The organism is Longimicrobium sp. (assembly GCF_036387355.1).
In the GTDB taxonomy this organism is placed as follows: domain Bacteria; phylum Gemmatimonadota; class Gemmatimonadetes; order Longimicrobiales; family Longimicrobiaceae; genus Longimicrobium.
Window position 1 is genome coordinate 1 of the sequence record NZ_DASVTX010000550.1, and the last position, 11505, is coordinate 11505.

Below are 11505 nucleotides of genomic sequence, written 5' to 3' on the forward strand. Positions count from 1 at the left end.
TTCGCGTGGTTCTCCGTTCTTTCTCTTCTCCGGCGGCTCTGCGCCTCTGCGTGATTCTTTTCTGATATCGGGATACGACAAAGGCCGCCCTGCCAGGGGCGGCCTTTGTTGTTGCGGAGGGTAGCGTCAGGCGCGGCCTGCGCGGCGGTCGCGGACGTAGTTCAGGGCCATCATGCCCAGCGGGAGCGCCCATGTGGCGTTGCTCACCATGCGTGCGGCGCTGGCGCCGCGCGGGCCGCCCCAGCGGCGCAGGGCCCAGTTGGCCGCGCCTACGGCGGCCACCGTGCGCACGCTGCGCCGCCCCGGAACGATCATGTTCATCATGCCCATCGCAGTATCCTCCTGTGGTTGCCCAAGTGGTTGCGTGCGTGTGTCTTATGCAGATCGCGGGCCACACGCGGCCGCCGCCGCTCTGGCCCCCGCCCCCGCCGGGCGCTAGTGTTCGCGGGGCAATCTTCCCCTCCCGACCGCGAACGATGATCAACGACAAGCCGGCCGAGCCGTTCAACTGGCGCTCCATCCACTGGGTGATCGTGCTGCTGGTGCTGGGGTTCTTTCTGTACACGGTGCAGGGGATCCTGAACCCCTTCATCCTCTTCGTGCTGCTGGTGTTCCTGATGTCTCCGTACTCGGGGACGCGGCACCACCTGCTCATCGTCTCGGCCACGGCGATCCTGACGCTGATCTGGGCGCTGAACACTACCGGGTTTCTGCTCGCGCCCTTCGTGCTGGCCGTCGTGCTGGCGTACGTGCAGCACCCGCTGGTGTCGCAGATGGAGCGGCGGCGCATTTCGCGGACGTGGGGCACGGTGCTGCTCATGCTCCCCGCGCTGGGCGTGCTGGCGCTCATCATCTTCGTGGGGATTCCGGCGCTGAGCGGGCAGATCGGCGAGTTCATCAGCAACGCGCCGAAGCTGATTCAGAACGCCACGCTCCGCCTGCAGACGTGGCAGAGCCAGCTGGCCAGCCGCGACCTGCCGCTGGTGGACGAGCAGTCGCTCAACACCCGCCTGCAGTCGCTGCAGCCCGACGCGGTGATGGGGTGGCTGCAGCAGAGGCAGGCGGCCATCGGCCGGGCGGTGTGGGGCGGCATCATGGGGGTGGGCCGCGGGCTGAGCGCCGTGCTCACCATCCTGGGCTACGTGTTCCTGACGCCCATCCTCACCTTCTACCTGCTGCGCGACTGGCCGGTGATGATGGGGCGCATCCGCGACCTGGTGCCCGGGGCGCACCGGGAGCGGGTGACGGGGTTCGCGTCGGAGTTCGACCGGCTGCTGAGCGGCTACATGCGCGGGCAGCTCATCGAAAGCACCATCGTGGGCGTGCTCACCTGGCTGGGCTTCGTGCTGCTGGGCTTTCCGTACGCGCTGCTGCTGGCGGTGGTCGCGGCGGTGTTCAACGTCATCCCGTACCTGGGGCTGGTGCTGACGGCCGTTCCGGCGCTGGTCATCGCCCTGTTCCTGGACAATCCGCTCTGGGCCATCGGCAAGGTGGCCATCGTGTTCCTGGTGGTGCAGATCCTGGACGGTTCGGTGCTCGGCCCCAAGATCGTGGGCGACTCCGTGGGCATCCACCCGGTCTGGATCATTCTGGCGCTGTCGCTGTTCGGCTTCTTTTTCGGCTTCGTGGGGCTGCTGCTGGCCATTCCGCTGGCGGTGCTGGTGAAGCTGATGGTGCAGCACGGCATGCGCCGCTACCGCTCGTCGAGCCTGTTCCGCGGAGAGCGCCCGCTCATTGCGCTGGACTGAGTTCGGCATTCCGGCCGGTGGCGCTCGCCGCGCGCGCGCCGTCGGCCCCGTCCCACCCGTCACACCCCTCGCCTCATGACCACGACCCGCATTCTCCGCACGTGCGCGCCCGCTCGTTCCGCGCTCTCCCGTGCGGCCGCGCTGGCGCTCGCCCTGGGCGCCTGGCTCGCGCTTCCCGCATGCGCGCAGACGACCGCGCCCGCCGTGCTCCCCGCCGCATCGCCTTCTCCGAATCCTTCCGCGCCGCGCGACACGGGCCTGGTGCGCATCGGCACCCCGCGCGACGAGCCGGAGCCGGCCGACGTGGCCTCCGACGGCGCCGCGCTGGCGGGTCCCGCCACGGCCGCGTTCCGGGTGGACCGGCGGATGGAGATGCGCAGCACCGCGTACTGCCTGCGCGGGATGATGCGCACCGGCGTGCGCGTGCGCGACGGCATGGCCGCGGCGGACCCGAACGTCCTGCCCCTGGGCTCCGTGGTGCGCGTCAGCCACCCCGACGGGCGGCTGATCGGCGTTTTCGTGATCATGGACACGGGCGGCGCGGTGCGCGGCAACAAGATCGATCTCTGGTTCTCGAACTGCGGCGAGGCGTCGGACTGGGGGATGCGGCGGGTGGTGGCGGAGGTGATTGACATCGGGAGGAACTGACAAGGGCAGGGAATAGGGAATAGGGAATAGGGAATAGGAACGGCAGGGAACGGCAGGGAACGGCGGGGACGGCGTCGTGGCTCGGCGTTCGACATCGGGAAGACCAATTGCAGCCGCGGACCGGGTGGGCCCCTCCCCCGGCCCCTTCCCGTGCAAACTGCCGCACGGAGAGGGGATTTGCAGCGGGTCGATGTCTGGCGTGCCAGCCCCCGATCGCGGTCCCGAGATGCCCGCCTGATGCGGCCGAGCCCGGCTCCCGCGCCGAACCACCTATTCCCTATTCCCTATTCCCTATTCCCTGCCGTTGTCCCTATTCCCTGCCGTTCTCCCGTTGACACCCGCCTGAGCGCGGCGCAGATTGCGCTCAGGATCCGTGAGCGCGGTCCCACCCTTGCGGTCGGGACCGCGTTTTCGTTTGCATGCAGCGGGATGGACGCCGGATGAGCGGAGCGATGAAGGACAGGAAGAGCCAGTGTGTGGTGATCGTCGGCTCGCAGTGGGGCGACGAGGGCAAGGGCAAGATCGTGGACGTGCTGGCCGAAGACGTCGACGTGGTCGCCCGCTACCAGGGCGGCAGCAACGCCGGACACACCGTGCACGTGGGGGACGAGGAGTTCATCCTGCACCAGATCCCCTCGGGCATTCTGCACCCCGCCCGCCGCTGCCTCCTGGGCAACGGCGTGGTGTTTGACCCGTTCCAGTTCTTTCAGGAGCTGGATTCGCTCACCGCGCGCGGCATCGACGCGGAAGGGCGCGTGGGCGTCAGCGGCCGGGCGCACCTGCTGCTGAGCTACCACAAGGTGCTGGACCGCGCCGCCGAAGCCCGGCGCGGCGCCGGAAAGATCGGCACCACCGGCCGCGGCATCGGCCCCGCGTACGAGGACAAGGTCGCGCGCCAGGGCATTCGCCTAGCCGACCTGCGCGACTGGCCCCGTGCCCAGGACGCCCTGCGCCGCGCCGCCACCCGCTGCAACGAGCGCCTGCAGCTCCTGCAGTCCCAGGAGACGGTGGACGCGGAGGCGCTCATCGCCGAGGTGGAGTCCATCCGCGAGCGCCTGCTCGCCATCTCCGTTGACACGGGGCGCGTCATTCACGACGCCCTCCGCGCCGGGCAGAAGGTGCTGCTGGAAGGCGCGCAGGGCACCATTCTGGACGTGGACCACGGCACCTATCCGTACGTCACCTCGTCCAACACCACGGCGGGCGGCGCGGCGCTGGGCGTGGGCATCGGGCCCACGCGCATCGACGACGTCGTGGGCGTGGTGAAGGCGTACACCACCCGCGTGGGCGAAGGCCCGCTGCCCACGGAGTTCCCGTCGCCCATGCAGGAGCAGGTGCGCGAATTGGGCGGCGAGTACGGCGCCACCACCGGCCGCCCGCGCCGCTGCGGCTGGTTTGACGCCGTCGTCGTCCGCTACGCCGCGCGGGTGAACGGGCTCACCGGGCTGGCCGTCACCAAGATGGACGTGCTGGATACCCTGCCCGAGCTCCGGATCGCGGTCTCGTACCGCGCCCAGGGGCAGGAGCTGGACGACTTTCCGGGCGACCTGGGGCTGCTGGAGAGCGCGGAGCCGGTGTACGAGACGCTCCCCGGCTGGCAGACCTCCACCACCGGCGCGCGCGAGTGGGACGACCTTCCGGCCAACGCGCAGGCATACCTGCGCCGCCTGTCGGAGCTGACGGAAACGCCCATCTGGTACGTGTCCGTGGGCACGCGCCGCGACCAGATCATCCACGTGCGGCCGTAAGCCGCGGCGGGCGCGAGCGGCTTGCGGCACACCGGGCGGGCGCACGAGCTTTCGTGGCGCCCGCCGCGTATTTCGGGGATCCAGACCATCAACGGCGGCCTGAGCGAGCGGTGAACCAGTGGATATGACGATGGACGGGGTGGATGCGGCGCTGCGGTGGGTGAAGCCGTCGGTGCGGGGAATGGGTGCGTACACCCTGAAGCCGACCGAGCCGCGCATCAAGCTGAACCAGAACGAGAGCCCGTACGACCTTCCCGCGGAGCTCAAGGCGCACATCCACGCGATCCTGGCGGACCGCCCGTGGAACCGGTATCCGCCCTTCGTGGCCAGCAACTTCATCGCCGCCGTGTCGGAGGCGACGGGGTGGCCGGAGGAGGGCGTGCTGGTCGCAAACGGATCCAACGAGCTGATCCAGGCCGTGCTGGCCGTCACCGTGGGCCCGGGCGTATCCGTCGTCATCCCCGAGCCCACGTTCACGCTGTACCGGCTGATGACGGACGTGAACGGCGGCACCACCGTTTCCGTCGCGCTCACGGACGAGCTGGCGTTCGACGTGGACGCCATCATCCGCGCGGCGCAGGAAACCGACGCCGCCGTCGTCGTCCTCTGCACGCCGAACAATCCCACGGGCGCGGCGCTGTCGGAAAGCGAGATCCGCCGCATTCACGACGAAACGGACGCGCTGATCCTGCTGGACCAGGCGTACGTGGAGTTCGGCGGCTATGACGGCATTCCCCTGCTGGCGGACCGGCCGCGCCTGGTGGTCCTGCGCACCTTCAGCAAGGCGATGGCGATGGCGGGGCTGCGCGCCGGCTACATGCTGGCGCACCCCGCGCTGGCGGCGGAGGTGCACAAGGCCAAGCTGCCGTACAACATCAACTTCTTCAGCGAAGTCGCCGCGGCCGAGGTGCTGCGCGCCCGGCACCTGCTCGCGCCCATGGTGGCGCAGATCGCGGCGGAGCGCGACCGCATGGTGCGCGAACTGGCCCTCGTCCCCGGGCTACGCGTGTATCCCAGCGAGGCCAACTTCCTCGTGTTTCGCGTGGAGACGGACGCCATCACGCATACCGCGCTGTTCGACCGCCTGCTGGCGGATTACGGCATCCTGATCCGCGACGTCTCCAAGTATCCGCTGCTGGAGCGGTGCCTGCGCGTGAACGCGGGGACGCCGGAGGAAAACGGCGCCTTTCTGGACGCGGTGCGGACCCTCATGACGGAGGCGGAACGATGAGCCGGACGGGCGAGCGGCGCCGGGCCACCAAGGAAACGGAGATCCGCGTCCGCATCGGCCTGGACGGGACGGGCGAGGCGAACGTGGCCACGGGGATCGGCTTCTTTGACCACATGCTGGACGCGCTGGCCCGGCACGGGATGTTCGACCTGGACGTGGAGTGCGCGGGCGACCTCCACATCGACGCGCACCACACGGTGGAAGACGTGGGGATCGTGCTGGGCGGCGCCTTTCTGGACGCGCTGGGCGACAAGCGCGGCATCGTGCGCTACGCGGACGCCACCGTGCCGCTGGACGAGGCGCTGGTGCGCGCCGTGGTGGACGTATCCGGGCGGCCGTTCATCCACTTCCACGTGCCGCTTCCCGCGGGGCAGCCCATGATCGGCCAGTTCGACGCGGCGCTCTCCGCGGAGTTCTGGCGCGGGTTCGCCATGGAATCGCGCATCACCCTGCACCTGGACGGGCTGCGGGGCGACAACGCGCACCACGTGGTGGAGGCCACCTTCAAGGCCGCCGCGCGCGCGCTGGACGCGGCCACCGCCCTGGACCCGCGCCGCGCGGACCAGGTGCCCAGCACCAAGGGCGCGCTGTGACGGCGCGCCCGCACGTGGTGCTGCTGGACTACGGGGCAGGCAACCTGCGCTCCGTGGCCAAGGCGTTCGAGCACCAGGGCGCGCGGGTCACGCTCACGGACGATCCCGCCGTGGCGCGCGCCGCGGACCGGCTGGTGCTTCCCGGGCAGGGCCACTTTGGCCAGTGCATGACGCGGCTGGAGGAGCGCGGCCTGGGCGACGCCGTGCGCGGGCACGTGGCCGCGGGGCGCCCCTTCATCGGTATCTGCGTGGGGATGCAGCTGCTGTACGAAGGGAGCGACGAGGCGCCGTCCGTGCCCGGGCTGGGGCTCCTTTCCGGCCGCGTGCGGCGCATTCCCACCGAGCTTCCGCTGCCGCACGTGGGGTGGAACGCGGTGGAGTTCATCCGCCGCGCGGAGGTGGATCCCGTGCTGGACGGCGTGGCGGGGCCGGAGCCGCGCTGGTTCTACCACGTGCACTCCTTTGCCGTCCTGGACGACGACAACGACCACGTCCTGGGCCGGTGCCGCTACGACGCGTCGTTCGCCAGCATCGTGGGGCGCGACAACGTGTGGGGCATCCAGTTCCACCCGGAGAAGAGCCAGGAAGACGGGCTGCGCATCCTGGGCAACTTCGCCAAGCTGTAGCCGGACGCGCGTTTGCGTCCGCTCTGTCCGGCTCGTGGCGGCTCGCGTCTCGTTGCGCGGTTTTGAACCCGCTGTTAGGGTTGGGTTTGGGTGACCAAACCGAACGCGGGAGGGGCCGATGGAAACGCGGAACGAGGCCGGGGCGGAACGCAGGTGGGTGTGGGAGTGGGACGAGGAGAGCCAGTCGTACGCGCTGCCGTGGGCCAAGTACGTGGATCCGGCGGAGTATCCGGGCCTCCCGTTCCTGAACCTCATGCAGAATTCTCCGTTGGCAGAGGCGCTCCGGACCGGCGAGATCCGGGAAAGTGACTGGGACGCATGGATGGAGCGCAACGGCGAGTGAATCCTGCGAAGCTCCCGCTGTCCGCCTGCTCTCGGGAATGAATCGTGGCTACGGCGCTGGTCCGGGATCTGATCATTGTTACGCGCAACGAGCGCCACTGTGCCGGCTGGGGCGCGCCGCACATCAATCCATGGTCAGGTGAAACGACGAGTGACTGATTTCTTCAAGGGCCACGGCCTGGGGAACGACTACATCGCGCTGGAGATGGCGGGGCTGGGCTTTGAGCTCACCCCGCCCGCCGTGCGCCTGCTGTGCGACCGGCACACCGGCGTGGGCTCCGACGGCGTCCTGGCGCGCGTGCCGTCCAGCGCCGCCGACTTCGGGCTGCGCATCTTCAACCCAGACGGCAGCGAGGCCGAAAAGAGCGGCAACGGGCTGCGCATCTTTGCCGCCTACCTGCTGGAGCAGGGCGACGTGGGGGAACGCGCGCCCTTCACCGTGGAAACGCCCGGCGGCCTGGTTCGCATGGAAGTGCTGCACCGCTCGGCCGACGGCGTTCTGTCCGTGGAGGCCGAGATGGGCACGGCGCGCTTCGGCAGCGCCGACGTGGGGCTCGCGGGGCCCGACCGCGAAACGGAAGACGAGCCGCTGGAGCTGGAATCGGGCGACATCGTGCGCATCAACGTGGTCAGCATCGGCAATCCGCACTGCGTGATCTTTCAAGACGAGCTGGACGTGGAGGCGCTGCGCCGCCGCGCCCCGCAGATCAGCACGCACCCGGCGTTTGCGCGCGGCGTGAACGTGCAGTTCGCCGTCCCCATGGACCCGGACGGGGTGGATGCCTGGGTGTGGGAGCGCGGGGCGGGGGAGACGCGGGCGTCGGGCTCCAGCGCCTGCGCGGTGGCCGCGGCGGCGGTGCGGCGGGGGATGGTGTCGGAGCGGCAGGTGGCCGTGCGCATGCCCGGGGGCACGCTGGACGTGCACGTGCGCGACGACTGGTCGCTGGTGCTGCGCGGCCCGGTGGAATCCGTGTACCGCGGCGCGCTCACGGACGGCATGCGCCGCCGCCTGGAGACGCTGGGATGAGCCTGGCCAAGCGCATCATCCCCTGCCTGGACGTCAAGGACGGGCGCGTGGTGAAGGGGATTCAGTTCGTGGGGCTGCGCGACGCGGGCGACCCCGTGGAGCAGGCCATGCGCTACGACGCCGAGCGCGCGGACGAACTCTGCTTTCTGGACATCACCGCCAGCCACGAAGGGCGCGCCAGCATGCTGGACGTCATCCGGCGCACGGCGGACAGCATCTTCATCCCCTTTACCGTGGGCGGCGGCATCCGCACGGTAGATGACTTCAACGCCATCCTGGGCGCCGGCGCCGACAAGGTGGCCGTGAACACCGCGGCGCTCACCGACCCGGACCTCATCCGCCGCGCCGCGGACCACTTCGGCTCGCAGTGCGTGGTGGTGGCGGTGGACGCGCGCAGCTCGGCGCAGGCGGAAAGCGGGTGGGAGGTGTTCACCCACGGAGGGCGCACGCCCACGGGGATCGACGCCGTGGCGTGGGCGCGCCGCGCGGAGGAGCTGGGCGCGGGCGAGATCCTGCTGACCTCCATGGACCGCGACGGCACCCGCGACGGGTACGACCTGCCGCTGCTGGGGGCGGTCACGCGCGAGGTGCGCATTCCCGTGATCGCGTCGGGCGGGGCGGGGGCGCTGGAGCACCTGGACGCGGCGCTGGGCGCAGGCGCGCACGCGGTGCTGGCCGCCTCCATCTTTCACTTCGGCGAGTACACGCTGGCCCAGGCGCGGGGGTACCTGGCCGGCCGCGGGCACCCGGTGCGCCGCTGACGCGCGGCGGCGGGCGCGTTCCTTGCCGAGCGGCCATCCCCTGAAGACGTCAGAAGGCGACGGGCCCGAGCCCGGCCCACCCCGGACCCGAGGAGACGGTTACGTGATGCACGGATCCATGCATACCATCAAACGGCTGGCGCTCGCCGCCGCCCTGCTGCTTCCGCTGGCCGCGTGCGGCGGCGACGGCGGCGATTCCGGCGCGGACAAGGACAAGGCCGGCGCGGCCAAGGGTGCCGAGGGCGCGCCCAAGACCGGCGCCCAGGCGGCGGGCCAGGCCGGCGCGGCCAACTTTGCCCCGGCCGACACCGCGACGCGCAAGGTCAAGGACGCGCTGGCGCGGCACGACAGCGCGCAGGCCGACAGCATCGCCCGCGCGGACAGCATCGCGGCCGACAGCATCAAGAAGGCGGGCGGGCCGCCCGCGCGCCGCTTCAACGCGGGTGAAGACCCCGCGTTCGCGCGGGCCAGCGGCTGGCCGGTCAACGGGCCGCGTCCGCTGCCGGGCGCCATTCTGCCCGACAAGCGCATCGTGTGCTACTACGGCAACCCCAGCTCCCGCCGCATGGGTGCGCTGGGCGAGTACCCGCGCAACGAAATGCTGTCGCGGCTGCAGCGCGAGGTGCAGCGGTGGACGGCGGCGGACCCGCAGCACCCGGCGGTGCCCTGCCTGCACATGGTGAGCGTGGTGGCGCAGGGCGACCCCGGGCCGTCGGGGCACTACCGCAACCAGTTGCGTGACGCGGTGGTGGACAGCATCTACCAGATGGCCCAGTCCATCAACGGCCTGTTCATCGTGGACGTGCAGGTGGGCACGGACGACATCCGCAACATCATGCCGCGGTTCGAGAACATCCTCAAGAACCCGGACGTGCACTTTGCGGTTGACCCCGAGTTCTACATGCGGGGCGGCATCGTTCCCGGCCGCAAGATCGGCACGATGCACGCGGCGGACATCAACTACGTGAGCGAGCAGCTCGCGCGCATCGTGCGCGAGAACCGGCTGCCTCCCAAGGTGCTGGTCATCCACCGCTTTACGCGCAACATGGTGACCAACACCGAAGACATCATCCTGCGCCCCGAGGTGCAGATCGTGATCGACATGGACGGCTGGGGCGCGCCGTGGCTCAAGCGCGACTCGTACCGCGACTACGTGGTGCGGCACCCCGTGCAGTTCACCGGGTTCAAGCTGTTCTACCACAACGACACCAAGAAGGGCGACCCGCTCATGAGCCCGGCGGACCTGCTGCGCCTGGAGCCCAAGCCGCTCTACATCCAGTACCAGTAGCGCTTGGCCGCGCGCTGGTGACGCGGAGTTGAACGAGGCCCCTCACGATCCGTCGTGAGGGGCCTCTTCGTGCTCTCGTACTCTCGTACTCTCGTACTCTCGTACTCTCGTACTGCCTTTGGGCGTGTCCCTCCGCTGCGCTCCGGGCCGGGCTGCGGGCGCCGTAGGGCACGGTACAACTGTGCCCAACGGCGTCGAGCCACCCGCGCGCCAGGGTGCATCGCGTGCCCCCGGGCTGCGGTGCGCGCGCGCCGGCGTCTCGACCCTTCGGGCCCGCATCCCTCACGCAACCGCGCCCTGCGGCCACGGAAAAAAGGGCGGGCGCCTTGCGGCGCCCGCCCTTTCGCCCGGCCCTTCTCGCGCGGTCAGCGGTTGACCAGGTCGCGGTCCAGGTTGATGGTGCGGTCGCCGGGGTGCTGCGTGTCGGCGTCCGGCGCGTCCCAGTCCGTCAGTGCGGCGCTGATGGCGGTGATGGCCGTCAGCCCCAGAAAGAAGTTGCGAGCGGCGCGGTTCTCCGAGAACCCCAGCAGCCACGGCAGGAACGGCAGCGCCGCCCCAATGGCCACCTCGGCCGCGCCGTGGCCCTTGAAGGGCACCAGCTTGCGCGCCGAGAGCGGATAGTCCGTCAGCAGCGAGAGCCCCAGGTACCCCGCGGCCAGCCCGTAGGCCAGCCCTTCCGCCTGCCGCGGAAAGCCCAGCGCGCGCGGCGCGGCGGCTACCGTGGCCACCGTCGCGTAATCCACCAGTCCGTGTCTGCGGCCGTCGATCGGCTTCTGCATCGCTCGTCTCCTCCGGTTCGAGTTGGGCCGCCCGGGGAGGCAATCAGCGTGCCGGAAACGCCGCATCGGCACCCGTTTGCGGCGGGGTGTGCAAACGTTATACGAATCGGCAGAAGTTCGCGACCACCGGACCACTCCGAACGACCCACGGTCGTTGCTCAAGCGGGGTAGGAAGCGGCGCGGAGCCGTATCAGCGCCGAGGTGGGCGGCAAGACCGGCGCGGCGGACAGTGCCGGTGGGGAAGGCGCGAACCGGTATCAGGCGCACCGACTCCGTCACCTCAGGTGCACCGGATTCCTCACCCGGCTCGGGCTTCGAGTGTCATTCTGAGCGAGGCGCCTCGCCGCACCGTCCGTCACCCCGGGACTCTGGCGCCGACCGAAGAATCCCGCGCCACCGCGTCCGATGCACGCCCGGTTGCGCGCCGCGCTCGGAAGCCGCGGGTGCGGCGGGAGAGGCTGGAGCACGCCACGCCGGCCCGCAGCGCGGCGGATGCTTCGGTCCGGGATTCTTCAGTCGCGGATGAACGCGGTGCCGAGGAGAGCGCGGCGCACGCTCCTTCAGAATGACGCCCCGGCGCCGAAGTGGGCGGCCATTCGGGTTGATGGGGATGGAGTCGCACCGGCGTCGACATGCGCAGGATCGCGCCTGTCGAAGCGTTCCGCCACACAGTAGACCAGCACGACTGGTTGACTTTGTGCCGCGGAGTATGGG

12 protein-coding genes are annotated in these 11505 nt (G+C 70.3%); 10 read left to right on the forward strand and 2 right to left on the reverse strand.

Going from position 1 to position 11505, the window contains the following annotated elements:
- Positions 1 to 126 precede the first annotated feature (126 nt).
- Positions 127 to 330, reverse strand: a complete 204-nt coding sequence (locus VF665_RS23760; RefSeq protein WP_331055972.1) for a hypothetical protein — start codon at positions 328 to 330, stop codon at positions 127 to 129.
- Positions 331 to 476: 146 nt separating this feature from the next.
- Between VF665_RS23760 and VF665_RS23765 the strand changes: the two genes are divergently transcribed.
- The 10 genes from VF665_RS23765 to VF665_RS23810 all read left to right on the forward strand — a co-directional run bounded on the left by VF665_RS23765 (position 477) and on the right by VF665_RS23810 (position 10012).
- The gene (locus tag VF665_RS23765; protein WP_331055973.1) at positions 477 to 1748 is read left to right on the forward strand and encodes an AI-2E family transporter; all 1272 of its coding nucleotides are present in this window, start codon (positions 477 to 479) and stop codon (positions 1746 to 1748) included.
- Positions 1749 to 1823: 75 nt separating this feature from the next.
- Positions 1824 to 2396 carry a 3D domain-containing protein gene (locus VF665_RS23770; RefSeq protein WP_331055974.1) on the forward strand — a complete coding sequence of 191 codons (573 nt, stop codon included), beginning with the start codon at positions 1824 to 1826 and terminating at the stop codon, positions 2394 to 2396.
- A gap of 452 nt (positions 2397 to 2848) precedes the next feature.
- Complete coding sequence (locus tag VF665_RS23775; protein WP_331055975.1) at positions 2849 to 4144, forward strand: adenylosuccinate synthase; 1296 nt, start codon at positions 2849 to 2851, stop codon at positions 4142 to 4144.
- A gap of 124 nt (positions 4145 to 4268) precedes the next feature.
- Complete coding sequence (gene hisC / locus VF665_RS23780) at positions 4269 to 5375, forward strand: histidinol-phosphate transaminase (RefSeq protein WP_331055983.1); 1107 nt, start codon at positions 4269 to 4271, stop codon at positions 5373 to 5375.
- Positions 5372 to 5968: an imidazoleglycerol-phosphate dehydratase HisB gene (gene hisB / locus VF665_RS23785; protein WP_331055976.1), complete on the forward strand. Its 597-nt coding sequence runs from the start codon at positions 5372 to 5374 to the stop codon at positions 5966 to 5968. The genes hisC and hisB overlap by 4 nt, the downstream gene beginning before the upstream one ends.
- Positions 5965 to 6594: an imidazole glycerol phosphate synthase subunit HisH gene (gene hisH, locus VF665_RS23790; protein ID WP_331055977.1), complete on the forward strand. Its 630-nt coding sequence runs from the start codon at positions 5965 to 5967 to the stop codon at positions 6592 to 6594. Before hisB ends, hisH begins: the two co-directional genes overlap by 4 nt.
- Positions 6595 to 6712: 118 nt before the next feature.
- On the forward strand, positions 6713 to 6937 hold the full coding sequence (locus VF665_RS23795) for a hypothetical protein (RefSeq protein WP_331055978.1): 225 nt from the start codon (positions 6713 to 6715) through the stop codon (positions 6935 to 6937).
- 150 nt (positions 6938 to 7087) lie between these two features.
- Entirely contained in the window at positions 7088 to 7963 is an 876-nt protein-coding gene (gene dapF, locus VF665_RS23800; RefSeq protein ID WP_331055979.1) for a diaminopimelate epimerase, read from the forward strand.
- Positions 7960 to 8724 (forward strand): imidazole glycerol phosphate synthase subunit HisF, encoded by a 765-nt coding sequence (hisF, locus tag VF665_RS23805; protein WP_331055980.1) that lies wholly within the window; start codon positions 7960 to 7962, stop codon positions 8722 to 8724. The genes dapF and hisF overlap by 4 nt, the downstream gene beginning before the upstream one ends.
- Before the next feature lie 118 nt (positions 8725 to 8842).
- Complete coding sequence (locus VF665_RS23810) at positions 8843 to 10012, forward strand: hypothetical protein (RefSeq protein WP_331055981.1); 1170 nt, start codon at positions 8843 to 8845, stop codon at positions 10010 to 10012.
- Positions 10013 to 10377: 365 nt separating this feature from the next.
- Here the strand turns inward: VF665_RS23810 and VF665_RS23815 are convergent, their stop codons facing one another.
- Positions 10378 to 10791 (reverse strand): hypothetical protein, encoded by a 414-nt coding sequence (locus VF665_RS23815; RefSeq protein WP_331055982.1) that lies wholly within the window; start codon positions 10789 to 10791, stop codon positions 10378 to 10380.
- Between the last annotated feature and the right edge of the window lie 714 nt (positions 10792 to 11505).